The sequence below is a fragment of the Reyranella sp. genome, from assembly GCF_965279465.1.
GTDB lineage: Bacteria > Pseudomonadota > Alphaproteobacteria > Reyranellales > Reyranellaceae > Reyranella.
This window is the reverse complement of sequence record NZ_OZ257242.1, coordinates 1295814-1318937: the sequence shown is the minus strand read 5'-3', so window position 1 is coordinate 1318937 and position 23124 is coordinate 1295814. Positions and strand designations below refer to the sequence as shown.

Genomic DNA, 23124 nt, shown 5'->3' with positions numbered 1-23124 from the left:
GGCCGCTCCGGCTTCAGAACACCTTGCGCAGGTTCGCCAGAACCGAGGCACCCTGCCCGTACAGGCAGTTCGTCGCGCTGCTGCATTCGGACACGTAGCGCGTGTCGAGGAGGTTGGTCGCGTTGACGGCCGCGACGAAGCCGCCGAGCTTCGGCATGAGGCCGCCGAGATCGTAGGACACCATCGCATCGAGCAGCGTGTAGGCCGGGATCTGCAGCGTATTGGCCGAGGTGGAATAGGTGAACCCGATGTGGCGCACGCCGCCGCCGAGCTTGAAGCCGTACAGCGCACCCGACTGGATCGTGTAGTCGCTCCACAGCGAGGCGGTTACGTTGGGCACGAAGGCCGGCATGTTGCCGATGTCGCGGTTGTTGCTCGCCGTGATCTTGGGATCGTTGTAGGAGAACGCCCACATCACGTTCAGCCCCTCGGTGGGTACCAGCAGGCTGCTGAGCTCGACACCGCGCGAGCGAACCGCGCCGGTCTGGATCTGGAAGAGCGCGTTGGCAGGATCGGCGGTCAGCACGTTCTGCTGCGTGATCTGGTAGACCGACGCCATCGCGAAGCTCTTGCCGCCGGCCGGCTGGAACTTGATGCCCGCTTCGATCTGCTCGCCCGTCGTCGGCTTGAACGGCGCGCCGGTCGCGGTGACGCCGATGGTGGGCTGGAAGGATGTCGAATAGCTCAGATACGGCGCTACCCCGCTGTCGAAAGCATAGACGAGCCCGGCCCGGCCCGACAGCTTGGCATCGGCCTGCGTCGCCGTGGTGTTGACGAGCTGGTTGGTCGTCGCCGCGTTGGCCCAGTCCTGCCGCAAGCCGAGCACGAGCGACAGCCGGTCGAAGCGGATCTGGTCCTGCAGGTAGAGGCCGAGCTGGTTCTCGGTCTGCTGCGCGCTCGTCACCAGGTTGGTCGGGCCGACCTGCACGCCGTAGACCGGTGCATAGATGTCGATCGACGGCACGTTGAAACCGAGCCCGAGCCGCTGCGTGAAGTTGTTCCAGCGGAAATCGATGCCGGCGAGCAGGCGATGCTGGAGCGGGCCCGTCGGGACGCTCGCCTCGAGCTGCGTGTCGACCGAGACGGTCGTCAGATATTCGGTGTCCGACGCGTTGTAGCGAAAGAGCGTGCGGCCGTTGGGAGCGAGGGCAGCGCCCAGCACCTGGCTGAGCTGGCCGTTGGCCGTCATGTAGCGGAAGTTTTGCCGGACGGTGAAGGTGGACGACAGCCGCCGCTCGGCGAGATAGCCGACGGAGAACTGGTCACGGCTGTACTGGTTGAAGTTGGGATCGCCCGCGAAGAAGTTGCGCGGAATGTTGCCGTTGGGATTGGGCAGCACCGAGCCGGCGGCCGGAATGAAATTGTACAGCCCGACATAAGGATCGTGCTGGTAGCTCAGCATGACGGTGACGCTGGTGTCGGTATCGGGCCGCCAGGTGACGGATGGCGAGATCGACAGGCGCTGCGACTTGTTGAAGTCGACCTGGGTGTCGGCCGTGCGCGCGACTCCGACGAGGCGATAGAACAGCGTGTCGCTGCCGGGCACCGGACCGCCGACATCGATGCCGGCCGCGAAACTGTTGTAGTTGCCGCCCTGCAAGAAGGCCTCGTAGCGCGGCGTCGTGGTCGGCATCTTGCCGACTAGGTTGACCATCCCGCCCGGCGAGGCCGCACCGTAGAGGACGGATGCGGGGCCGCGCAGGACCTCGACGCGCTCGAGGTTGAAGACGTCGATCTGCGGCGTGACGAAGCCGGAGGCGCCTTCCAGCCGGAGGCCGTTGAGATAGCGGTCCATGATGAAGCCGCGGCCGAAGATGATATCGGCGCTGCCCGCCAGGGTGCCCCGGCTCTCGGGCTCGATGCCGGCCGTGTAGCGCAGCGTCTGCGGCACGGTCTGCGCGTTCTGGGTCTCAATCTGGTCGCGCGTCACGACCGAGATCGACTGCGGCGTGTCGAGCAGGGAGGCATCCGTCTTGGTTCCGGTAGCGCTGCGGCTCGCGATGTAGCCTTTAACGGGCCCGAGCGCGGTCTCCGCGCTTGCCCCCTGGCTCTCGACCCGCACCGGCCCGATCTGGACGACGTTGGGGTCGACCTGTCCGAGCTGCGTGGCCTTCTGGACGACGACCGTGCGGCCGCCGCTGATCGTGAAGGTGAGACCGGTGCCGGTGAGGAGACGCGCCATCGCGTCGGTCGGTGACATCGCGCCGCTCACCGGCTGCCCCGAGAGGCCGGTCAGGAGGTCGCCATGGACCGAGACCTGCCAGCCGCTCTGGCGCCCGAAGAGGGTGAGCGCGTCGGTCAACGGCTGGGCCGGAATGTCGAACTGCACCAGCGCGGCCGACTGGGCGACGGTCTGGGCGATGCTCCGGGCGATGCCGGGGGCGTCGTCACCGGTCGTCTGCGCCTGCAGCGCCCCGGCGGGCACCATGACCGCGAGCGCGGCCACCGATCCGGTGAGCCAGCGCCCGCCCGCCCGTGCATGCTCAATCGCCTTGCCGTTCCTGGCCAACATGATCGTCATCCCCGTCGCCGAAGGAGGCCTGGAATGTCTGCAACGCACCGGCATCCTTCCTCTTGCTCAACAGACGACGGTCGCCCTTCCGATATTCAAGCCGGCGAGCAGATCTCAGATCAGGGGCCGGAAATCACCACGATCCATGGCGATAGCTGGCGCAGCGTCGCGCCTTGCGCCCGCGCCACCGCATTCAGTGCCGCGAGCGGATCGGAGAGGTCGTAGAAGCCGGTCAGCGGCTGGTCGGGCATTCGCTCGCCGCGCAGCACGATGAAGCCGTCGAAGTAGGGACGCAGCGCGTCGACGACCTCGGACACCGGCCGGTTCTTGGCGACGAGGTGTCCCCTGGTCCAGCTCGCCACGTCGTCGAGCGCGATGCGACCGCGTTCGGTTCGACCGGCGGACGTGATGCGCAGCCAGTCGCCCGGCACGAGCTGTTCGGTGACGCCGGACGCCCGCTGCGCCGGCGTCACCTCGACCAGGCCCTCGCGGACCGAGACGTCGGTCGATCCCGTGCCGAGCCGGACATCGAACGCCGTGCCCAGATCCTTCACCGAGATCTCCCGCGCCTCGACCACGAAGGGATGGCGCTCGTCATGGATCACCTCGAAGAAGGCCTCGCCCTTCAGCAGGCGGACATGCCGGCTTCCGGTGACTTCGACCGCGCTGCGCGGCGCAAGCCGAATGGTGCTGCCGTCGGACAGGCGTATCTTGCCGGAAGTCGTCGCGCCGCTCGCGTGATCGGCACGAAGCGCCATCATCAGGTCGGAGCCGAAGACGAGGAAGAGGCAGGCCGCCGCCGCGACGAGTGGCATCCAGCGCCATCCCAGGGCCGTCGCCGGCTGCGGCAGCCGTGCCTCGGACACTGCCTCCGGCACTCTCGCGCCGGCTGCCGCCCGCTCGGCTCGACGCCGCGCCGCGAAAGCTTCCCAGGGCTGCGGCTCTCCCGGGCGGGCGCTGCCCACGAGCCGGGCCGTGCGCGAGATCTCGGCCCATTCCTCGGCATGGGCTGGGCTGGCTGCGAGCCAGGCATCGAATCGCTCACGCAGAGCGATGCTCTCGGGCCGATCGGCGAGGGCGACGAGCCATTCGCTGGCCCGTACGGGCTGCGCCTCGTTGGCCGGATCTGGCGCTCTATCCATTATCAATAGACGACCGGAGATGGCACCAAATTCAACAGGGATATGGGTCTCCTACCCCAGAGACTGGCGGCGCAGGGCCGCGCGGCAATGCTCGAGCCCCTTGACCACGAGCGCATGGGCCGAGCCGATCGAGATGCCGAGATAGTCGGCGATGTCCTTGACCGTACAGTCGCCGAGCCGGTGCATCTCGAGGGCGATGCGCATCTTCTCCGGGAGCTCGTCCATGATGGAGCGCATGGCGCGGATCTCATCGCGCCCCGCCACCTCGATCTCCGGCGACGGCCGGTCCTCGGCGACCTCCTCGGCGTTACGATCGACGCCCTGGCTGAGATAGCGACGTTCCCGCAGCAGCTTGCGCTGGCCGTCCAGCGCAAGGTTACGGACGATGCGGTAGAGATAGCCGACCGGATGGTCGACGGTGCCGCCGGCCGCGGCGCCGTCGAAGCGCAGCCACGCCTCCTGGACGATGTCCTCGGCATGGCCTCGATCGCCGACAATGCCGTTCGCATACGAGGTCAGGGTCCGGCGATGCGCCGCGAAGAGGGCGAGAAGCGCTCGGTCGCGCGGAACGCTCATAAGGGAAGGTTAACGCGACCGCGACTTATTTGCAACTACACCGAGACTTGGAGTTCAGCGCAGACAGACGGAGCATTCGAGACCGCGGTCGAAGGGCAGGGTCATCATGCGGAAGCCATTCGCCGGATCGTTCAGGAACGCGAAGTAATCGGCGTAGGCCTCGGAATAGGCACTGGTGTTGTCGCAGATGACGACGGCGCCGCGTCGCAGGTGGGGCGTGAGCAGCTCGAGCGCTGGCCGAGCCATCTCGATCCAGCAGGGTTTCGCGCAGGTCGCCTTCCCGGAGATCGATGAATTGCTCGAGGCCGGCCTGGGCGACGTTCGCCTGGGCTGCCGTGGCCTTGCCGGCTTCGTACTCGGTACCGATCACCACACCGTTTCCGCCCGACAGCGCGATCGCGTCGCGCACGGCGGCGGCGAGATAGAGCGTCGAGACACCATACGACGCGCCGATCTCGACGATGCGGCGGGCCTCGGATGCGCGACAGAGCTGGTAGCAGAAGAGCGCCTGTCACGATCGAGAGCGACCAGCTTGTCGCTGACATAGTCCTTCATGCGCGCGGCGCGTTCTTCTGTCGGCAGCGCTGCGACCTCCTCGCGCCAAGCACTGCGACGTTCGCTCATCGCCTTGCCTGGTCGTCGCTCCGCATGTGCAACGTCTCCAGCAGCGTTTCCAGAGGCGAATCGGCCAGCCATGATCGTCCTTTCCGGTCCAACGCTCCGACTTGTTTCGACACATCGCGATCACGGTCAACACGGCCGCAGGCCACTTCCCCTGCCTGGAGCGTGGCACGCGGAAGGCCGCAGTGGCCGTCAGGCAGCGGCGTGCAGGTGGCAGGCCACCGCGCGGCCGTCGGCCATCTCCTTCATCGCCGGGTCGACCGACTTGCAGACCTCCATCGCCTTCGGGCAGCGGGTGTGGAAGCGGCAGCCTGGGGGCGGGCGGAGCGCGCTCGGGATTTCGCCGATGATGATCTGCTGGCCGCGCTGGGCCTCGATCTCCGGATCGGCGATCGGCACGGCCGCGAGCAGCGCCTGCGTGTAGGGGTGCAGGGGGTCCTTGTAGAGCTGGTCGCGCGTGGCGATCTCGACGATGCGGCCGAGATACATCACGGCAATGCGGTCGCTGATGTGGCGCACCACGCTGAGGTCGTGGGCGATGAAGATGTAGGTGAGGCCGAGCCGCTCCTGCAGCTCCATGAACAGGTTCACGACCTGCGCCTGGATCGAGACATCGAGCGCCGAGACCGGCTCGTCGCAGATCAGCAATGTCGGCTCCAGGGCAAGCGCGCGGGCGATGCCGATGCGCTGGCGCTGGCCGCCGGAGAATTCGTGCGGATAGCGCTCGGCCATGTCGGGCAGCAGGCCGACCATCTTGAGCAGCGCGGCGACCCGGGCGCGGTACTTGTCCCTGTCCGACGCCAGCCCATGCACGACCAGCGGCTCGCCGACGATATCGGCCACCTTCATGCGCGGGTTCAGCGAGCCGTAGGGGTCCTGGTAGACCATCTGCATCTTGGCGCGGATCGGCCGCATGCGCGCGCGGTCGTAGCCCGAGATGTCCTCGCCCTCGAACTCGACCTTGCCCGAGGTGATGTCGAGCATGCGCAGCACGGCCAAGCCGGTCGTCGACTTGCCGCAACCCGATTCGCCGACCAGCCCGAGCGTCTCGCCGCGCCGCACGGAGAAGCTCACGCCATCGACGGCTTTCACCGTGCCGACCACCTTCTTGGCGATGATGCCGGTCGTGACCGGGAAATGGACCTTGAGGTCCCGGACGGTGAGGACGGGATCAGGCCGCGAGGCGTTCATGATAAAAGCAAGCCGAGAAATGGTTGGGGCCGCTCTCGAACAGCGGCGGACGTTCGATACGGCAGCGCTCGGTGGCATCCTTGCAGCGCGGCGCGAAGGGGCAGCCCGGCGGCAGGCTGGCGAGATCGGGCGGCTGGCCTTCGATCGGGATCAGCGGCCGTTCGGTGTCGCCGTCGAGCCGCGGCACCGAGGCCATCAGGCCACGCGTGTAGGGATGGCGCGGGGTCTTGTAGAGCTGGCGCGCCGGCGCGGTCTCGACGATGCGGCCGCCATACATGACGGCGACCCGATCGGCGTAGCGCGCCACGACGCCGAGATCGTGGGTGATCAGGATCATCGCCGAATTGGTCTCGCGCGTGAGCTCCTTGAGCAGCGCGAGGATCTGCGCCTGCACCGTCACGTCGAGCGCCGTGGTCGGCTCGTCGGCGATGATCAGCTTGGGCTGGCAGGCCAGCGCCATGGCGATCATGACCCTCTGGCGCATGCCGCCGGAATACTGGTGCGGGTAGGAACCGAGACGGCTCCGCCCGTCGGGAATGCGCACCTTGCCGAGCAGCTCGGCCGCTTTGTCGAGCGCTTTCGCCCACACCGTCTTGCGATGCAGGTTTATCGGCTCGCCGACCTGCAGGCCGACGGTAAGCGCCGGATTGAGCGAGCTCATCGGCTCCTGGAAGATCATGGCGATGCGGTCGCCGCGGATCGCCCGGATGCCGGCGTCGTCGAGCTTCAGCAGGTCCTTGCCGTCGAACAGGATCTCGCCCGCTTCGATCTTGCCGGGCGGATCGGGGATCAGGCGCAGGATCGAGAGAGCGGTCACGCTCTTGCCCGAGCCGGACTCGCCCACGATCGCCAGGGTTTCGCCGGGAGCGACGTCGAACGAGACATTGTCGACCGCCCGCACCGTGCCGCGGTCCGTGCGGAAGCGGGTCGAGAGGTTGCGGACGCTGAGGAGCGGAGTCATTGGACCTCATGCTCATCCGGACCGCGAGCATCCTGCTCGCTCGGATTCATGAGCGATCTGGAAGCTCGCGGTCCGGAGGACAATGACATGATGCTCATCGTCCCATCTTCTTCTTGAGCTCTTCGTCGATCCACATGCGGGCGTAGATCGGACCGGGGCGCACCGCGCCGGCGCGCAGCTCGCCGTTGTAGCCCTTCACCCACGGCCACCACGCCGTATAGATGTAGGGCGTCGGCAGCCAGATGTAGGGTGCCTTATCGAGGATCTCGCGCGTCATCTCCTTGATCATCGCCTGGCGCTTGCCCTCGTCGCGCTCCTGGTACATGTCGGCGACCTTCTTATCGAGCGCCGGGTCGGAATACTGCGAGGGGTTCCATACTTCCTTGGTGACGAAGCTCTTGCGGATCGTCGTCGTCGGATTGGTATGGCCGTTGTTCATGAAGTAGCCCGGCGCGACTGTCTTGGTCGTCATCGCCGACAGGAAGGCGGCGTACTCCATCGGCTGGATCTCGACCTTGACGCCGACCTGCTCGAGGTAGGCCGCGACCAGCGGGAGCATGTCCATGTGGTCGGGGTTGCAGGAGCAGACCTGGACCTTGAAGCTGAAGCCCTTGGGATAGCCCGCCTCGGCGAGCAGCTTCTTCGCCTTGTCGGGATTGTACTCGAACAGTTCCTTGATCGAGGCCGGCATCGCGTCGAGGGGCTCGAAATAGCCGAGATAGTCCGGATGCTGCGGATAGGCGAAGAGCTCGGCATTGCCGCCGTAATAGGCCTGCACGATCTCCTTCTTGTTCACCGCCATGTTTAGCGCGCGGCGCACGCGGATGTCGTCAAACGGCTTGGTGTCGACCCGCATCGACAGGAAGGTGCCGGACATGTTGAGCCAGCGCGACCATTTGAGTTGCGGCGTGCTCTTCTTGAGATCGTCGGCGGCGCTCCAGCGGATGTTCTCCAGCAGGTCGAGCTTGGCGGTGCGCAGCGCCGTCAGGAACGTCGCCTCATCCTTGATGGTGCGGTAGGTGATCTTGTCGATAAACGGCAGCTTGTATTCGGTGCCGCCGATCGTCTCCTTATCCCAGTAGTCCGGATTCCGAGTGTAGGTGTTCGAGCTGCCCTGCACGAAGTCGGTGAGCATGTAGGGGCCGGTGCCGTTCACGTTCTTCCAGTTGGTGGCGCCGGCGTCGGCGACCTCCTTGGGCGTGATCGTCGAGTAATAGCCCCATCCGAAGCGGTAATCCCATTCGGCATTGAAGTACTTGAAGGTGAACACGACGGTGCTCTTGTCCGTCGCCTCGACCTTCTCGACGTGATCGAAATAGCCGGCGATCTTCTTCGGGCTGGTGCTGAGACGTGCGTAGGCAAAGACGATGTCCTCGGCCGTAAGCTCGCGCTTCTTCATGACGCCGGGCTTTTCGGGGAACATTACGCCGGGGCGCACCTTCATCGTAACGCGGAGCGGATTCTCCTCCCACTTCCAGCTCTCGACCAGCTCTCCGCGGATCGCGTCGGACGGCAGCCAGGCGTCGGCATAGAACGGATGCTTGCCGCCATGCTGCTTGCTCTTGCTCAGGTCGGCGGCGAAGAGCTGCTCGTAGAACAGGCCGGTGTCATGGTTCAGCTTCCAGTTCCAGTCGGCCGGATCGAACGACAGCGCCGACAGGGTCACATAGACCGTGCCGATCTCCAGCGAGCCGCCGTACTTCGGCTTCTCCGGCGCTTCGGCCGACACAGCTGTCGCAGTGAGCGCCAGAGCGGCGCCCAGCAAGGCCGATTTCAGGATACGCATAACGGACTCCCTGCCCCTGTTACTCTTTTCGTCGCACTTCTTCTCTTCGTCTTCCTCCTCTCCCCCGCTAGGGAAAGAGGAAGGGCCCGGCATACAAACCGACTACCGCCCCATCTTTTTCTTCATCTCCTGGTCGATCCAGATTCGCGCGTAGATCGGGCCCGGACGGATCGAGCCGACGCTGAGCTCGCCGCTGTAGTTCTTCACCCACGGCCACCACGCCGAATAGACGTACGGCGTCGGCAGCCAGATGTACGGCGCAGCGGTCACGATCCGCGCCGTCAGGTCGCGGATGATCTCCTGCCGCTTGGTCTCGTCGCGCGTGCGATAGGCCTCGTCCATCTTGGCATCGAACTCGGCGTCCTTGTGCATAGCCGGGTTCCAGGTCTGGCCGCTGACGAAATTCTTGCGTATCGATGTCGTCGGGTTGGTATGGCTCGATTGCATCAGGTACCCGGCCGCATGCTTCTTGGTCGTCATCGCCGAGAGGAAGGCCGAGTATTCCATCGGCTTCAGCTCGGCCTTGACGCCGACCTGCTCTAGATAGGCGACAAGCAACGGGGCGAGCTCGCTCTGATCGGGCGAGCAGGCGCAATACTCCATGGTGAAGGTGAAGCCCTTCGGATACCCGGCCTCGGCGAGCAGCTTCTTGGCCTTGGCGGGATTGTACTCAAACAGCTCACGCGCCTCGGCCGGCAGCTTGTCGAGCGGATCGAAATAGCCCGTCCACTCCGGATGCATCGGATAGGCGTAGAGCTCGGCCTCGCCGCCGTAATGCGCCGAGACGATCTCCTGCTTGTTGATCGCCATGTTCATGGCGCGCCGCACGCGGACGTCGTCGAACGGCTTCTGGTCCTCGCGCATCGCCATGAACGATCCCAGCACCGACAGCCACTTGTTCCATTTGAGGTCGGGTGCGCTCTTCTTCAGCTCGGGCACGTAGCGCGCGTTGATCGATTCCAGGATGTCGATCTTGGCCGTGCGGAGCGCGACATGCGTCGTCATCTCGTCCTTGATGGTGCGATAGATCAGCTTGTCCACGAACGGCAACTTGTAGTCGACGCCGTCGAGCTTCTCCTTGTCCCAGTAGACCGGGTTCTTCGAATAGGTGTTGGAATTGCCCTGCACGAAGTCGGTCAGCATGAACGGGCCGGTGCCGTTCACGTTCTTCCAGTTGCCGGCGCCGGCCTCAACCACTTCCTTGGGCGTGATCGTGGTGTAGAAGCCCCACGCCAGCCGGTAGTCCCACTCGGCGTTGAACTCTTTGAAGGTGTAGACGACCGTGTACTTGTCCTTGGCCTCGACCTTGTCGACGAAATCGTAATAGGTGCCGATGTATTTCGGGCTGGAGCGCACACGATTGTAGGCATAGACCACGTCGTCGGCGACGAACTCGCGCTCCTTCATGACTCCGGGCTTGTCCGGGAACATCACGCCCTTGCGCAGGGTGAAGGTGACGGTGTTGCCGTCCTCCTTCCAGCTCTCGGCCAGCTCGCCGCGCTGGGCGTCGGCCGGCAGGAAGGCGTCGATGATGAACTTGTACTTGCCGCCCTTCTTGACGCTCTTGTCGAGGTCGCCGGAGATCAGCTGCTCGTAGAACGGGCTGGTGTCGTGGTTCAGCTTCCAGTTCCAGTCGTAGGGATCCCACGACAGGGCCGACAGCGTATAAAACATGGTCGCAATCTCGAGCGTGCCGCCATATTGCGGCTTCTGCTGCGCACCTGCGCTGGTGATCAGCGCCAGACTCGCGGCACCGGCTAGAAGGCCGGCGCTCCACTTCCTGATCGACATGGTTTCCTCCGTTGGTTTTTCATTTTCATTTTTTGTCTCAGCGCGAGCCACGCATCCGCGGATCGAGCAGATCGCGCAGCGCGTCGCCGAACATGTTGGTGGCATAGACCACGATGGTGAGGCAGAGGCCGGGCGCCAGAGCGAGCCACGGGCCTTGCAGCATGTAGGTGCGCCCGCTGCCCGACAGCAGCCCGCCCCAGGTGGGCGCCGGCGGCGGGACGCCGAGCCCGAGGAAGGCGAGGCCGGACTCGGCCAGGATCACGCCGCCGACATTGGTCGTGAACAGCACGATCACCGGCGGCAGGACGTTGGGCAGGATGTGGCGCCACAGCACGCGAAAGGTCGAGGCGCCGGTCGATTGCGCCGCGTGGACGTACATGTTCTCGCGCACCGAGACCACGGCGCTGCGGATGATGCGCGAGCCGCCGATGCCGAACAGCAGCCCGAGGGTCACGATGATCTGCGGCATGCCCGGCCCGACGACCGAGACGACGACGATCAGCACGATCAGGCTGGGGAAGCTCATCCAGGCGTCGACGAAGCGCTGCAGGATCAGGTCGAAGCGACCGCCGAGATAGCCCGAGACGATGCCGATCAGGGTCGAGACTATGGTGGCGATTCCTGCGGCGGTGAAGCCGATGATCACCGAAAGCTGCGCGCCGTAAAGGCAGCGCGAAAGCATGTCACGGCCGAGATTGTCGGTGCCGAAGGGGAAGTCCAGCGACGGTGGCCGCAGCCGCTTGAGCGGGGCAATCTGGTTCATGCCGTAGGGCGCCAGCACGTCTGCGAAGATGCCGCAGAACAGGAACAGGACGAAGACCACGGCGCCCGCCGCGCCGAGCGGCTTCTCGCGGAACAGGCGGAAGACGAAGTGCAGCAGCGAGCTCTTTGGCCGGCGCGGTGCGCTCGTGGTGACGGCGGGATCGGCGATGGTCGCCATCAGCGATACCTCACCTTGGGATCGAGCAGGCCGTAGCTGAGATCCACGATCAGGTTGATGCACATGACCGCCACGCCGACGATCAGAAACACGCCGGTGATCACCGGATAGTCGCGCTGGCTGACCGCGTCGAGCAGCAGCAAGCCCATGCCTGGAATGACGAAGATCTGCTCCATGATCACGGCGCCGCCGATCAGCAAGGGCGCCTGCAGGCCGATCAGGGTCACGACCGGGATCAGCGCGTTGCGCAGCGCATGGCGCGACACGACCAGCTTCTCGCCCAGTCCCTTCGCCCAGGCAGTGCGGATATAGTCCTGGCGCAGCACCTCGAGCATCATGGTGCGGGTGAGGCGCATCGTGATCGCCGACAGCGAGCAGCCGAGGATGATCGCCGGGATGATCATCTGGCTGAGATTCTGGATCGGATCCGTGCTGAACGGCACGAACTTCATCTCCGGCGACCAGCCCCACCAGATCGACGGGAAGACCATCACCATGGTCCCGAGCCAGAAGGACGGCACCGCCAGCATCAGGATCGAGAAGGAGCGCGCCACGTAGTCGCCCGGCGTATCCTGGCGCACGGCCGAATAGACGCCGATGGGGATGGCGACCAGAAGGCCCACGATCAGCGCCATCAGCCCGAGCTCGAAGGTGATCGGCAGCCGCGCCGTCAGATATTCGCCGACCGGCGTGTTTTGCCACAGCGACTTGCCGAAATCGCCATGCAGCAGGATGTTGCCGACCCACTTGCCGTACTGGATCCACATCGGCGTGTCGAAGCCCAGCGCTTTCTCGAGCTGCTCGCGGCCCATCTTGGCGGCAGCGATGTCGTTCTGGCTCAGCATCAGGTCGATCACGTCGCCCGGGATCATCCGGACTGTGACGAAGACGATGACGCTGGCGAAGAACAGCGTCGGGATCAGCGCCAGCAGGCGGCGGACGATATAGGCCTGCATGTCACTCGGCCGCCGCCGCCAGGCTCCGATGGGAGGCCATGGCGGCGATCATGTGATCACGCGAGGCTTCCAGCAGCGTCCGCGCGATGCGCTCGGCGCCGGCTGCGTCACCAGTCTCCATTGCGTCCAGAAGCGCGCGCCACAAGCGGGCCGATTGCTGGCGGCGGGCACGGGTCGTGAAGTCGAGCGGGGTGTCGCTCCAGGCCATGCGCCAGAGCGCGCGGCCGGTCAGCTCTTCCAGGGTTTTCAGCAGCGGGCGGTTGGCGGCAAAGCGCGCAATCAGGTGCTGGTTGTCTCCCGCAATGACGGCATGCTCGCGCGGGCTGATATCCATCTTCACGGCCGATTGGCGTAGCCGCTCGACCTGCTTGCCGAGCAGGTCGATGAGCTCGGAGGATCCCTGCTCGGTAGCCTGGCGCGCGGCGAGGCCGAACAAGACGGCGCGGATACTGAACAGTCCGGCAAGGTCGGCCGGATCGAACACCCGCACGCGGGCGCCGTGACGCGGCACGATCTCGACGAATCCGCGGCGCTCGAGGATGCGGAAGGCTTCGCGGACCGGCCCCCGGCTCACGTCATAGAGCTCGGCGAATTCCTCTTCCTTCAGGCGGCTGCCCGGTACGAGCTCGCCGTTCATGATCCGATGACCGAGGTGGTCGGCGATCTGCTGCGGCAGCGTCAGCGCGCAAATCGGGGCCGGGGCCGTCTGCTGCTCCACGTTTTCCTCCCAAGGAGCGCTCTTGCCGGCGCATCACATGGCATGAGTTTGCGAACCCGATCGAAAAATTGTCAACAAAAAACAAACCGCGTCAACCGATCACGTCACGATCTGCCGGTTCGGCATAGAGCCGCGCGACATCGGCTGCGCGCCGCTCCAGCACCCGCCGCGCGTTGATCGAGCGCTTGTCGGTGACCTCGCCGGCATGCGGCTGCGGCAACTCATCGAGCGGCAGCAGCCGTCTGACGCGCGTGCTCGACCCGCCCGGCCGGCTATTGAACGACGTGAGCAACCGCGCCAGCGCCGGCCGCCACACCGTCTCGCCGCCCGCTTCGGCGCAGGCCGTCGCATCGAGCCAGAGCAGCGCGCCGAGCCATGGTCGATCGGGAGCCGCGATCACCAGGTCGCGGACATAAGGCCGCAGCGCGTCGATCAACTGCGTGCGCAAGGTCGTCGCCCGCACCCAGGTGCCGGACGACAGTTTGAATTCCTCCGACAGTCGGCCGGCAAAGGCGATGCCGGCTTCCGGCCGGCTCTCATCGACCCAGCGCGCGGCGTCGCCGGTCCGGAAGAAACCTTCCCCGTCGAATGCCTCGGCCGTCGCTGTGGGATCGCGGTAGTAGCCCGGCATGATGTTCGGGCCCTTCACGCGCAGCTCGTAGCGGTCGCCGGCCGGCACCAGCTTCGCCAGCATGCCGGGCTGCGGCAGGCCCAGAAGGCCGGCATGATCGACGTTCCAGTAGACCATCAGCCCGGTGCTGGTCGTCTCGGTCATGCCCCAGCCGCAGCCGAACGGCAGGCGCTCGCCGAGTTGCTCCGTCGCCACGCCCTGCAGGCGGTCGAAGCTCTCCTGCGGCAGCAGCGCACCGCCATAGCCCAGGCCGCGCATGTTCTTGAAGAACTTGGCGCGCAGGTCGGTGTCGCGCTCGAGCGCCTCCAGCAGCATCGGATAGGCCGCCGGGACCGTTCCGAAGCCCGACGGCGAGAGCTCGCGCAGATTTTCGAGCGTCTCCTGGAAGCGGCCCGGCAGGGGCCGGCCGCCGTCGATATACATCGAACCAGCGACGCGGATGATGCTGTTGAGGTTTGCGTTGCCGCCCCAGGTGTGATGCCAGGGCAGCCAGTCGAGCGAGAGGGCGATCCTCTGATCGTCGAGCGGCTCGCCGACCATGCGGATCATCTCGGCGGCCGAGGCGAGATTGCCGTGCGTGTTCAGCACGCCCTTGGCCATGCCGGTCGATCCCGACGTGAACAGGATCTTGGCCGGCGTATCGACGGTGATATGCATCCGCCGCTCGGCAACCGCGGCATCGACCGAGGCTGACGAGAGCGCCCCGAACGGCAGACCGCGCTTGCCGTCGACCGTAACGATGCGGGCTTGAATTCGATCGAGTGCATTGCCGTAAAGAGCGGAGTCCTGCGCGAAGATCAGCGCCGGCTGGACCAGCCCGAGCGCATGGTCGAGCCGGGTGAAATCCCCCGACAGCGAGTAGTTGGGCGAGATCGACGCGACCAGCAGCCCCGCCCGCATCGCGCCGAACAGGAACAGCGCATTCTCGAGGCTGTTGTCCGACAGAATAGCCGCGGGCGGCGAATCGAGTCCGAAACCTTTTGCGATCAGCCATGACGCGACCGCGCCCGTCCTGGCCCATGCCTCGGCGTAGGTGAGGCACTGCCAGGCCCGGTCCGGCCCGCGCCGCTCGGCGAGGAAGGTAACCTGCGGCCGGCGCTCGGCCGCGCGCTGCAACCAGTCGATCATCAACGGCAGCCCGTCCGGCAGCCCGCGGCTGGCCGAGAGCACGAGCACGCCATCGGGCCGCCGTTCGACGGACACCGCAGGCTTGGGCCGATTGAGCGAACGCATGGGCGCCGCGTGACTCACCCGCCTGCTTCCTCCTTCTGTCCGGTCGATCGGAAGCTGCCGGGATTGCCGGCGGAGGTCAATTTGCGAGTGCCGTCTTGCCGAAATATTCGATCAGTGCATCGGCGACCATGTGATTGAGCAGCGGTGTTGGATGACCGTCGTGCGGAATGAAGTAGCGGTCCCAGGTCGCTGGCGGCCCGATCATCTTGCGGACGGAAATCACCGGTGCGCCGATACCGCGCAGCCCGTCGAATGCCGGCAGGAAATTGAGGTCGGGCTGATCCGCCGGAGAGGGCTCCGGACCGTTGCTCAGCAGGATCAGCGGCGCGCCGAAACGCTCCCGCACCAGCTCCTGCAGCCGCTCGATGAGGTCGACATAGAGCCTGGTCTGCAAACGTTCCTGCGACGCATTGGTGAACCGCCGCACGATCTGCAGGTGGGCGCGCGCCAGATAGGCCAGGCCGTCCAGCGGATGCGACCAGCGATATTCCTTGAAGGTACCGGTGTGATGCAGCTTGCCCTCCGGTCCGTAGTCGTAGCGTGGCGCATTGTCGAGCCAGGAGGAATCTCCGGTGACCCGTTCGAGATGGGGCGGCGTCACCCAGATGATGACTGCCGCGACCTTGCCGACGACATACTTGTCGAACAGGCCGGCCTCGACCGCTCGAACCATGTGCGTGGCGCCCCATCCGGGCACGCCGAGATTCACGACATGCGCCGGTGGCTTCAACTGCTGCGCGAATTGCGAAGGCAATGTCTCGCCGTCCTCGACGCCTTGCGAGAAGGTATAGGAATCGCCCATGAACATATAGGTGGGGCCGCTGTCGACCGAACCCGGCACCGCGCGATCACCCGACGGCAGAATCCTGTACTTGACGTCGTAGAGGAGCTGATCGCGATACGTCGCGCGCGCCTTCACGACGATGTCGGGCGTCGGCCGGAACTGGACCACCGGATCGTATGGATACCACCATTTCGGATCCTGGACCCGGACAGCGCCGACTTCCTCGCCGCGCGGTTCGAGGATGCCGAGGGCGAATTCGATGCCCGCTAGCCCCAGCAGCATCGAGCCCGCGACGAGTGCGGTGTTGCGCCAGAGCGGCCGGCGCAACCGCACGATCGAGACCAGGCAGACCAGTGCCGTGACAACGAGCGCCGCGGGAAAGGGCAGCCCAACCATGGCAACAACGATAATGGCGAGCGCCAGAAGCGGCGGCCAAAGCTTTCGCAAGAACGCGGACATCGATCTGGGTTGGGCTGTAAATCGTCGGGAGGAAAAACTCAATGGGCGGGTGATGGTGGTCAGCTTGGCCCGGCTGCGACAAGCCGGCGCGCGGGCCGATGAGTTCTAGGCGGCCATCTCCTCCGCGGCGCGCACGCGCTTGACCTCATGCTTCTTCAGGATCGGCAGCACCTCGGCGGCGAAGCGGCGGATCTGGTGGATGAACATGTCGTGCGGCATCGCCCCGCGATTGAGGCCGATCTGCACCATGTTGGCACCGGCGTGCTCGGCCTGCGCGATGATCCGTTCGGCCACTTCCTGCGGCGTTCCGTAGGGCAGGTTCTCGGCCTGGCGCTCGAACTGCTCCTGGGTGAGGTTGCGGAAATCCTCGCGCAGCAATGCCGCCGCGCGCTGGTTCTCCGGCCGCACATAGTCGGTCGAATGCTCGCCGACGTAGCCCGCCTTCCGCTGCGCCGCGGTCTCGGTGAAGCTACCGTGGCTGAACAGCGTCTTGTTGAAATAGAGATGATAGGGCCCGACCTCGCGCACCGCCTGCGCCTTGGAATCGGCGACATAGGCGTTGAGCGCGAGCGACAGATGATCGGGCGTGATGCGATGGCCAGCCAAGGCGAGCGACTTCGCATAGTGCCGGACGATGTCGTCGCGCAGGCCGCCGCCCGCCAGGCCCGGCGTGATGCCGATGTTGTGCCGGCCGGCGAACTCGATCGATTCGTGGCTGCCGACGATCGGGATCATGATCGGCGGATAGGGCTGCTGCACCGGCCGCGGCCAGATCGACACGTCCTTGTAGGACCAGAACCTGCCCGAATAGGAGAACACGTCCTCGGTCCAGGCCCGCGTGACGATCTCGTACGCCTCCTCGAACCGCGCCCGCGAATCGGCAAGTGGCACGTTATGCACCTGGTACTCGCGCGGAATGCCGCGCGCGAACCCCGAGATGACGCGCCCGTTGCTGAGGCAATCGAGCATGGCGATCTCCTCGGCCAGACGCAGCGGCTCGTGCAGCGGCAGCAGGTTGCCGTAGATCAGCAGCTTGAGATTCTTCGTGCGCTGCGCCGCAGCCGAGGCCATCAGGTTGGGCGAGTTCATCAGCCCGTAGGGCGAGCAGTGATGCTCGTTGAAGCCGACGCCATCGTAACCGAGCCTGTCGATCTCCTCCCAGGCCGCGAGATGCTCGGCGTAGGTGCGCACCGCGACGTCCGACTTGAAGTGGCGCTGCGACAGCGGATAGGGCAGCTCGGTGCCCTCCTTGATGTGGTCGAGATTCTCACCATAGGCGAGGAGATCGAAGACGAAGACCTTCATGACGATGCCCTGCTTTCGGGAAATTCACGAATGTTCGTCAAGCCACCGGCGCGCGGCGTGGATGCTGGCGAACACCTCGACCGGCCGCTCGTCGCCCATCAGCTGGGCAAACACCCGGGCCAGGCCTGCGAGCTCCTTGTCGGCGACCAGCGCGATCGGACCACGCTCCTTCGGCGGCAGTGCCATCTGGCGGATGCGCTCGCGGAACGCCGCGAGGCCCTCGGCCGTCAGGCCGGAGGAGGCGCCCATCACGTCGATGATCTTGCGATAGCGGAGCGCCTTCGCCGCCACGATCTCCGCCACGAAGCCGTCGAGATCCTGCGGCGTGACCGTGCCGCGGACGATGCCGATGAGCATGCGGTCGGGATGAGAGATCTGCAGCATGATGGGCATGACGGGTAGTCGGAGTATGGTGACCGCCCGCATACCGGACAAGCCGAGCAGGAGGAGGCAGGCATGCGCGAGGGAGGTTGCCTGTGCGGCGCCGTTCGTTTCACCGCGGAGGGCACGCCGAAATGGACCAGCTATTGCCATTGCCAAAGCTGCCGCCGCCACACCGGCGCGCCGGTCGCGGCCTATGCCGGATTCGAAGCCGCCACGGTGCGCTTCACCAAGGGCACGCCGACCTGTTTCACTTCATCGCCCGGCGTGCAGCGCAGCTTCTGCCCCACCTGCGGATCGACTCTCACCTACGAAGGCGACCGCTGGCCGAATGAGCTGCACATCCATCTCGGCGCCTTCGACGATCCGTCGACCCTCGTCCCGACCGGCCAAGCCTTCGCCGAGGAAAAGCTGCCCTGGCTGCACCTCGGCTAGGCCGCCCGCTTCGACGGACCACGAAGGGCGGCCTGGACGATGTAGGCCGAGCGGGAGAGACCCGTAGCCTGCGCTCGTCTGTCGATTTCCTCGATCTGCTTCTGCCGCGCCGTGATGTTGATGCGGACGGCTTTTCCAGCGTTGTCATCCAGCGGCACGAGGAATGCCACTGCGTCCTGGAGCTCGCGATTGCGCGTTCCCTCGCGTTTGGATATCCGGCATCATCCGCGAGGGGGAGTTCTTGTCGTCGTCCATCAATAGCAGCCTGAAGCGACTTTCGGCGTCGTGGTGGTCGCCCGATTATCGCCGCCGCGGCCGCGCCTATAGCTGCGACTGCGGGCGGACGACCTTCTTCCGCCACAGCAAGTGTTCCGCCTGCGACGCGCCGCTCGGCTACGATCCCCTGCTCGGCGAAAGCCGGACGCTGGTGGCCGGCCCGGCCGCCGATACGTGGCGGCTGTCGGACCGCGCGAATGGCTCGCGCGATTATCGCCGTTGCGTCCGGTTCAACTCGCCGGCCCGGTGCAACTGGCTGGTGCCGGTGGAGGATCCGTCACCGACATGCATCTCCTGCCGCCTGAACCGCACCATCGCGGACATGGACGACCTGGACAACCGCCGTTACCTGTGGGCCATCGAAAAGGCCAAGCGGCGGCTGGTATCAGAACTGCTCGCCTTGGGCCTCCCGGTCAAATCCAAGATCGACGAGGATCCGGAGCACGGCGTGGCCTTCGATTTCCTGCGCTCGCCTCCCGGCGGGCCTGTCGTGATGACCGGCCACGCCGGCGGCCTGATCACCTTGAATGTCGAGGAAGCCGACGACGCCAGGCGCGAGAAGATCAGGCAGGATCTGCGCGAGCCCTATCGCACGCTGGTCGGACATTTCCGCCACGAGATCGGACATTACTACTGGGACCGGCTCGTCGCGGGGACCGTGTGGCACGAGCCGTGCCGGGCGCTGTTCGGCGACGAACGGGCCGATTATGCCGCGGCTCTCCGGGCCAACTACGAGAAGGGGCCGCCCGCCGACTGGCCGAGCCGCCACATCAGCTCCTACGCCTCGACGCATCCGTGGGAGGATTGGGCGGAGAGCTGGGCGCACTATCTGCACATGGCGGACAGCCTCGATACCGCAATTGGCTTCGGCTTTACCGGCAGGAAGATCAGGATCGAGGTCGAGCAGTTCACCCTCGCCGACCTCTATGCACCTGGCCATCCGGGCGCCAGGCGCTTCCTGTCCCTGGTGAATTCCTGGGTCCTGCTCACGACCGTGGTGAACGAGCTGTCGCGCAGCATGGGGCAGCCCGACTTCTATCCCTTCAGGATGCCGCCCGCTGTGCTCCGCAAGCTGCATTTCATCCACCTGGTGGTACGCGGCCAAGAGGCCTACGCTTCGCCGGTCAGGAACAGACCGCGGCGCTCCTCTCGCCGATGATCGCGCCCGGAGTTCCGCCTTTCCAGCCAGCCGTTCAGCGCGGCTCGTAGGGCGTCACGGGGAGGCCGGTCCCCCCTTCGCCGCTGCGACCGGAATACGTGTGGGCATAGCGGCCGTCGGCGCCGGGCATGTCCTTGCAGGCCACCAGACAGCAGGCCACGATCATGCTCCAGGCGACGGCATTCAGCCTCCACATGTCGAAAGCATGCCCTTGCCGGCCTCGGCCGGCAACCTGACAATCCCCGGCAAGCAACAGGAGGAACGCGCCATGAAGGTCGGAATGGGCATGAACATGCTCTACGAGCACGGCAAGCCGGACGCGGCCGTCGTGCAGGAACACTTCGCGCTGGGCGATCTGGTCGAGCCGCTCGGCTTCAACTCGCTTTGGGCGCTCGAGCATCACTTCACCGGCTACGCCATGTCGCCCGCGCCGACCCAGCTGCTGGCCTACTTCGCTGGCCGTACGAAACGCATACATCTCGGCACCTCGGTTATCGTGCTGCCGTGGCACGATCCGGTGCGGGTCGCCGAGCAGATCGCGCTGCTCGACATCATGTGCGGCGGGCGCTGCCTGTTCGGCTTCGGCCGCGGCGCCGCCTCGACCGAGTACGAAGGCTTCCGCATCCCCATGGGCGAGGCGCGGCCGCGCTTCGCAGAGGCGGCGCAGGTCGTGGTCAAGGCGCTGCGCGAGGAAACGTTCGAGCACGACGGTGAATTCTTCAAGATCCCGCGCATGTCGATCCGCCCGCGGCCCATCTCCAATCCCGAGCGGCGTTTCTACGCCAGCTCGGTGAGCCCGGAATCGGCCGAGATCATCGCCAGGCTCGGCTTCGGCATGCTGTTCATCATGCAGAACGAATGGAGCAAGTGCCGCGAGGACATCCTGAAGTTCCACGCCATGAGCGAGGCAGCCGGCTTCGCGCCCAAGCCGCCGATCATCCTGACCAACATCTCCTGCGCCGAGAGCCGCGAGGAGGCGCAGGAGCGCGCCTTCACGTATCTCGGCCGCAAGTGGCAATCCATCGACGACCACTATCACTTCTCCGACGGCCATCTCGCGGACGTGAAGGGCTACGAGGCCTACGGCAAGACGGCGAAGACCTACGCCAAGCTCAAGGACCCGGCGAACCTCAAGAAGGCGACCGACTTCTATGTCTCGATCCAGATCGTCGGCACGCCCGACGACTGCCTGCAGCAGCTCGGCCAGCTGCAGCAGGTGACGGGAATGGAGCACTTGGTCGCCGAATTCTCGTTCGGCAACCTGCCGCACCACGAGTCGGAGAAAGCCATGCGCCTGTTCGCCGACAGGGTGTTGCCGACGCTGCAGCACGATCCGGCCTATGCCACGCCGAAGACCATCCGCGCCGCGGCAGCCGGCGGTGCACGCACGGCAAGCGAGGACATCTTCGCTCCGGCTTAATCGCCGTCAGGATTCCGGAATCGACCGATCGACCTGCCAGGTCGCGCCCGACACCTGCGGCTCGAGGCTGAGGCGACCGACGATCTGCTCCAGGGCAGCATCGTTGCGCTTGGCCACCATCGCCTGGGCGGTGACACGGACCCGGGCGCTGTCCTCAATGTCCTCGCTGTCGAGGCGGCGCAGGCCGAGTCCGGCCTGCGACAGCTCGCGCAGCAGCAGTGAGCGGACATGCGCCTCCTCGGCGGCGCGGGTCACGATCTCGACCGAATAGTGCGTCTCGGCATCGGGAGCCGCGAGGGACAGGCGATTGACCCGCCGCACCAGTGGCCGCAGCAGCAGGTTGGTGCCGATCACGAACGCGGCGGCGAGCAGGCCTTGCGCCACGTAGCCCGCGCCGGAGATTGTACCGACCATCGCCGAGCACCAGAGGGTCGCGGCGGTATTCAGCCCGTGCACGTTGATGCCGTCGCGCAGGATGATGCCGGCACCGAGGAAGCCGATGCCGCTCACCACCTGGGCGGCAACGCGTGTCGGATCACCCTGGCCGACCAGGCCTGAGAAGACCACGAAACCGCAGGCGCCCAGCGCCACCAGGGCATTGGTGCGCAGGCCGGCCATTTTCTGGTGCCATTGCCGCTCGAAGCCGATGGCCAAGCCGAGCAGGAGCGCGACCGTGAGCCGGAGCGCCGACTCGCCGAAGGAAGCCAGATCGAAGACCATAGGCCTTCGATGGCGTGTCCCTGTTGCGGTTTGATGACGGTCCCGACGGGAGCGGCGCTCAGCCCACCCTCAGGCCGGTGGCTTCGTCGACACCGGTTTTGAGATTGATCGTCTGCACCGCCGCACCCGACGCACCCTTGCCGAGATTGTCGAGCGAGGCGACGGCGAGGATCTGCTCCTCGGCCGGGTTGGCATAGACGGCAAGCTCCATCGAGTTGGTGTCGATCAACCGGTCGGCGCGCAAGAACCGGTCGCGTTCCAGCCAGCTGCGGTCGGCGAACGGCCGCACGGTGACGAATTTCTCGCCTTCGTAGCGCTCGGCCAGCACCTGCTGCACGTCCTTGGCATCGACCGACTTGGTGGTGACATCGCGTGTGATCGGCAGGACGATCAGCATGCCCTGGGCGTAGTGGCCGACCGACGGCACGAACAGCGGCGCATGCTTTAGCCCGCTGTACTTCTTCATCTCCGGCACGTGCTTGTGCGTGAGCTCCATGCCATAGAGGCCGAACGGCTCGACGTCGGTATTTTCGTGGACCGCGATCAGCTCCTTGCCGCCGCCGGTATAGCCCGAGACACCGAACACGGCGGGCGTCGAGTCCGCACGCAGCAGGCCTGCGTCGATCAGCGGCCGCATCAGCGAGATTGCGCCGGTCGGATAACAGCCCGGATTGCTGATCCGCTTGGAGTCGAGCAGCTTCTGGCGCTGGTCCTTTGCCAGCTCGGGGAAGCCGTAGGTCCAGCCGTCGGCGACGCGGAACGCCGTGCTGGCGTCGATCACCACGGTGTCCGAATCGCCCAGCGCGGCGACCAGCTCCTTGGCCGCGGCATCGGGCAGGCACAGCACGGCGATGTCGGCGGCGCGCGCGATCTCGGCCCGCTTGGCGAGGTCCTTGCGGTCGGCCATCGGCAATTCGAGCAGCTCGATGTCGGCGCGGTCCTTCAAACGATCCTGGATCTGCAGACCGGTGGTGCCGTGCTGGCCGTCGATGAAAATTTTCGTCCGGTTGGCGTAGGTCTTGTTGCTGGCGGTCATGGTCTTCTCTCTCGCAAGTTCAGGGCCTTTGGGAAACACGGCCGATGGAGAAGAAGGGAGGTGGTGTTGGAAGCCGCTCGATCCTCTCCAG

The 23124-nt window shown here is 65.8% G+C and carries 24 protein-coding genes; 5 read left to right on the top strand and 19 right to left on the bottom strand.

The features are described 5' to 3' along the window. Positions 1-13 precede the first annotated feature (13 nt). From ACQY8M_RS06370 to ACQY8M_RS06355, 4 genes are all read right to left on the bottom strand, one after another. On the bottom strand, positions 14-2521 hold the full coding sequence (locus ACQY8M_RS06370; RefSeq protein ID WP_428670006.1) for a TonB-dependent siderophore receptor: 2508 nt from the start codon (positions 2519-2521) through the stop codon (positions 14-16). A 110-nt stretch (positions 2522-2631) separates the two neighbouring features. Continuing rightward, on the bottom strand, positions 2632-3654 hold the full coding sequence (locus ACQY8M_RS06365) for a FecR family protein (RefSeq protein WP_428670004.1): 1023 nt from the start codon (positions 3652-3654) through the stop codon (positions 2632-2634). 51 nt (positions 3655-3705) lie between these two features. Then, positions 3706-4230, bottom strand: a complete 525-nt coding sequence (locus ACQY8M_RS06360) for an RNA polymerase sigma factor (RefSeq protein ID WP_428670002.1) — start codon at positions 4228-4230, stop codon at positions 3706-3708. Between the two features lie 25 nt (positions 4231-4255). Next, entirely contained in the window at positions 4256-4639 is a 384-nt protein-coding gene (locus tag ACQY8M_RS06355; RefSeq protein ID WP_428670000.1) for a hypothetical protein, read from the bottom strand. Between ACQY8M_RS06355 and ACQY8M_RS06350 the strand changes: the two genes are divergently transcribed. Then, positions 4526-4777: a hypothetical protein gene (locus ACQY8M_RS06350; protein ID WP_428675628.1), complete on the top strand. Its 252-nt coding sequence runs from the start codon at positions 4526-4528 to the stop codon at positions 4775-4777. The genes ACQY8M_RS06355 and ACQY8M_RS06350 overlap by 114 nt on opposite strands. A 266-nt stretch (positions 4778-5043) precedes the next feature. Here ACQY8M_RS06350 and ACQY8M_RS06345 read toward each other — a convergent pair whose 3' ends face one another. From ACQY8M_RS06345 to ACQY8M_RS06305, 9 genes are all read right to left on the bottom strand, one after another. After that, positions 5044-6042, bottom strand: a complete 999-nt coding sequence (locus ACQY8M_RS06345) for an ABC transporter ATP-binding protein (protein ID WP_428669998.1) — start codon at positions 6040-6042, stop codon at positions 5044-5046. Further along, on the bottom strand, positions 6023-7003 hold the full coding sequence (locus tag ACQY8M_RS06340) for an ABC transporter ATP-binding protein (protein WP_428669996.1): 981 nt from the start codon (positions 7001-7003) through the stop codon (positions 6023-6025). The genes ACQY8M_RS06345 and ACQY8M_RS06340 overlap by 20 nt, the downstream gene beginning before the upstream one ends. A gap of 94 nt (positions 7004-7097) precedes the next feature. Next, a complete protein-coding gene (locus ACQY8M_RS06335) occupies positions 7098-8789 on the bottom strand; it encodes an ABC transporter substrate-binding protein (RefSeq protein WP_428669994.1) in 1692 nt (563 codons plus the stop codon). Positions 8790-8891: 102 nt separating this feature from the next. Then, positions 8892-10580, bottom strand: a complete 1689-nt coding sequence (locus ACQY8M_RS06330) for an ABC transporter substrate-binding protein (RefSeq protein ID WP_428669992.1) — start codon at positions 10578-10580, stop codon at positions 8892-8894. A 37-nt stretch (positions 10581-10617) separates the two neighbouring features. Further along, on the bottom strand, positions 10618-11520 hold the full coding sequence (locus tag ACQY8M_RS06325) for an ABC transporter permease (protein ID WP_428669990.1): 903 nt from the start codon (positions 11518-11520) through the stop codon (positions 10618-10620). Beyond that, positions 11520-12476 carry an ABC transporter permease gene (locus ACQY8M_RS06320; protein WP_428669988.1) on the bottom strand — a complete coding sequence of 319 codons (957 nt, stop codon included), beginning with the start codon at positions 12474-12476 and terminating at the stop codon, positions 11520-11522. The genes ACQY8M_RS06325 and ACQY8M_RS06320 overlap by 1 nt, the downstream gene beginning before the upstream one ends. A 1-nt stretch (position 12477) precedes the next feature. Then, positions 12478-13194, bottom strand: a complete 717-nt coding sequence (locus ACQY8M_RS06315; RefSeq protein ID WP_428669986.1) for a GntR family transcriptional regulator — start codon at positions 13192-13194, stop codon at positions 12478-12480. 91 nt (positions 13195-13285) lie between these two features. After that, a complete protein-coding gene (locus tag ACQY8M_RS06310; protein WP_428669984.1) occupies positions 13286-15058 on the bottom strand; it encodes an AMP-binding protein in 1773 nt (590 codons plus the stop codon). 76 nt (positions 15059-15134) lie between these two features. Further along, a complete protein-coding gene (locus ACQY8M_RS06305; protein WP_428669982.1) occupies positions 15135-16238 on the bottom strand; it encodes a hypothetical protein in 1104 nt (367 codons plus the stop codon). Between ACQY8M_RS06305 and ACQY8M_RS06300 the strand changes: the two genes are divergently transcribed. Next, the gene (locus ACQY8M_RS06300) at positions 16237-16410 is read left to right on the top strand and encodes a hypothetical protein (RefSeq protein WP_428669980.1); all 174 of its coding nucleotides are present in this window, start codon (positions 16237-16239) and stop codon (positions 16408-16410) included. The genes ACQY8M_RS06305 and ACQY8M_RS06300 overlap by 2 nt on opposite strands. Here the strand turns inward: ACQY8M_RS06300 and ACQY8M_RS06295 are convergent. Both ACQY8M_RS06295 and ACQY8M_RS06290 read right to left on the bottom strand, forming a co-directional pair. Next, positions 16407-17606, bottom strand: a complete 1200-nt coding sequence (locus tag ACQY8M_RS06295; RefSeq protein WP_428669978.1) for an LLM class flavin-dependent oxidoreductase — start codon at positions 17604-17606, stop codon at positions 16407-16409. The two genes, ACQY8M_RS06300 and ACQY8M_RS06295, sit on opposite strands and share 4 nt — an antisense overlap. 24 nt (positions 17607-17630) lie before the next feature. Beyond that, positions 17631-17999, bottom strand: coding sequence for a hypothetical protein (locus tag ACQY8M_RS06290; RefSeq protein ID WP_428669976.1), 369 nt, complete (start codon positions 17997-17999; stop codon positions 17631-17633). 63 nt (positions 18000-18062) lie between these two features. Here ACQY8M_RS06290 and ACQY8M_RS06285 point away from each other — a divergent pair, with 63 nt between their 5' ends. Then, a complete protein-coding gene (locus tag ACQY8M_RS06285; RefSeq protein ID WP_428669973.1) occupies positions 18063-18422 on the top strand; it encodes a GFA family protein in 360 nt (119 codons plus the stop codon). On the opposite strand, the gene ACQY8M_RS06280 is transcribed toward ACQY8M_RS06285, so the two are convergent. Then, positions 18419-18592, bottom strand: coding sequence for a plasmid mobilization protein (locus ACQY8M_RS06280; protein WP_428669971.1), 174 nt, complete (start codon positions 18590-18592; stop codon positions 18419-18421). The two genes, ACQY8M_RS06285 and ACQY8M_RS06280, sit on opposite strands and share 4 nt — an antisense overlap. Positions 18593-18663: 71 nt before the next feature. On the opposite strand from ACQY8M_RS06280, the gene ACQY8M_RS06275 reads away from it, so the two are divergent. Then, positions 18664-19857: a zinc-binding metallopeptidase family protein gene (locus ACQY8M_RS06275; RefSeq protein ID WP_428669969.1), complete on the top strand. Its 1194-nt coding sequence runs from the start codon at positions 18664-18666 to the stop codon at positions 19855-19857. A 34-nt stretch (positions 19858-19891) separates the two neighbouring features. Here the strand turns inward: ACQY8M_RS06275 and ACQY8M_RS06270 are convergent, their stop codons facing one another. Further along, on the bottom strand, positions 19892-20053 hold the full coding sequence (locus tag ACQY8M_RS06270) for a hypothetical protein (RefSeq protein ID WP_428669967.1): 162 nt from the start codon (positions 20051-20053) through the stop codon (positions 19892-19894). 72 nt (positions 20054-20125) lie between these two features. Between ACQY8M_RS06270 and ACQY8M_RS06265 the strand changes: the two genes are divergently transcribed. Continuing rightward, positions 20126-21277 carry an LLM class flavin-dependent oxidoreductase gene (locus tag ACQY8M_RS06265; protein ID WP_428669965.1) on the top strand — a complete coding sequence of 384 codons (1152 nt, stop codon included), beginning with the start codon at positions 20126-20128 and terminating at the stop codon, positions 21275-21277. Between the two features lie 6 nt (positions 21278-21283). Here the strand turns inward: ACQY8M_RS06265 and ACQY8M_RS06260 are convergent, their stop codons facing one another. Together ACQY8M_RS06260 and argC are read right to left on the bottom strand one after the other, a co-directional pair. Next, positions 21284-21997 carry an MgtC/SapB family protein gene (locus ACQY8M_RS06260; RefSeq protein WP_428669963.1) on the bottom strand — a complete coding sequence of 238 codons (714 nt, stop codon included), beginning with the start codon at positions 21995-21997 and terminating at the stop codon, positions 21284-21286. A gap of 58 nt (positions 21998-22055) precedes the next feature. Next, positions 22056-23033, bottom strand: a complete 978-nt coding sequence (gene argC, locus ACQY8M_RS06255; protein WP_428669961.1) for an N-acetyl-gamma-glutamyl-phosphate reductase — start codon at positions 23031-23033, stop codon at positions 22056-22058. Positions 23034-23124: the final 91 nt, after the last annotated feature.

Excerpts from the sequence above, each read along its gene's own strand:
- ACQY8M_RS06370 (WP_428670006.1), bottom strand. The coding sequence starts at position 2,521 with ATGACGATCATGTTGGCCAGGAACGGCAAGGCGATTGAGCATGCACGG.
- ACQY8M_RS06365 (WP_428670004.1), bottom strand. The coding sequence starts at position 3,654 with ATGGATAGAGCGCCAGATCCGGCCAACGAGGCGCAGCCCGTACGGGCC.
- ACQY8M_RS06360 (WP_428670002.1), bottom strand. The coding sequence starts at position 4,230 with ATGAGCGTTCCGCGCGACCGAGCGCTTCTCGCCCTCTTCGCGGCGCAT.
- ACQY8M_RS06345 (WP_428669998.1), bottom strand. The coding sequence starts at position 6,042 with ATGAACGCCTCGCGGCCTGATCCCGTCCTCACCGTCCGGGACCTCAAG.
- ACQY8M_RS06340 (WP_428669996.1), bottom strand. The coding sequence starts at position 7,003 with ATGACTCCGCTCCTCAGCGTCCGCAACCTCTCGACCCGCTTCCGCACG.
- ACQY8M_RS06335 (WP_428669994.1), bottom strand. The coding sequence starts at position 8,789 with ATGCGTATCCTGAAATCGGCCTTGCTGGGCGCCGCTCTGGCGCTCACT.
- ACQY8M_RS06330 (WP_428669992.1), bottom strand. The coding sequence starts at position 10,580 with ATGTCGATCAGGAAGTGGAGCGCCGGCCTTCTAGCCGGTGCCGCGAGT.
- ACQY8M_RS06325 (WP_428669990.1), bottom strand. The coding sequence starts at position 11,520 with ATGGCGACCATCGCCGATCCCGCCGTCACCACGAGCGCACCGCGCCGG.
- ACQY8M_RS06320 (WP_428669988.1), bottom strand. The coding sequence starts at position 12,476 with ATGCAGGCCTATATCGTCCGCCGCCTGCTGGCGCTGATCCCGACGCTG.
- ACQY8M_RS06310 (WP_428669984.1), bottom strand. The coding sequence starts at position 15,058 with ATGCGTTCGCTCAATCGGCCCAAGCCTGCGGTGTCCGTCGAACGGCGG.
- ACQY8M_RS06300 (WP_428669980.1), top strand. The coding sequence starts at position 16,237 with ATGGCAACAACGATAATGGCGAGCGCCAGAAGCGGCGGCCAAAGCTTT.
- ACQY8M_RS06305 (WP_428669982.1), bottom strand. The coding sequence starts at position 16,238 with ATGGTTGGGCTGCCCTTTCCCGCGGCGCTCGTTGTCACGGCACTGGTC.
- ACQY8M_RS06295 (WP_428669978.1), bottom strand. The coding sequence starts at position 17,606 with ATGAAGGTCTTCGTCTTCGATCTCCTCGCCTATGGTGAGAATCTCGAC.
- ACQY8M_RS06290 (WP_428669976.1), bottom strand. The coding sequence starts at position 17,999 with ATGCCCATCATGCTGCAGATCTCTCATCCCGACCGCATGCTCATCGGC.
- ACQY8M_RS06285 (WP_428669973.1), top strand. The coding sequence starts at position 18,063 with ATGCGCGAGGGAGGTTGCCTGTGCGGCGCCGTTCGTTTCACCGCGGAG.
- ACQY8M_RS06270 (WP_428669967.1), bottom strand. The coding sequence starts at position 20,053 with ATGTGGAGGCTGAATGCCGTCGCCTGGAGCATGATCGTGGCCTGCTGT.
- ACQY8M_RS06265 (WP_428669965.1), top strand. The coding sequence starts at position 20,126 with ATGAAGGTCGGAATGGGCATGAACATGCTCTACGAGCACGGCAAGCCG.
- ACQY8M_RS06260 (WP_428669963.1), bottom strand. The coding sequence starts at position 21,997 with ATGGTCTTCGATCTGGCTTCCTTCGGCGAGTCGGCGCTCCGGCTCACG.
- argC (WP_428669961.1), bottom strand. The coding sequence starts at position 23,033 with ATGACCGCCAGCAACAAGACCTACGCCAACCGGACGAAAATTTTCATC.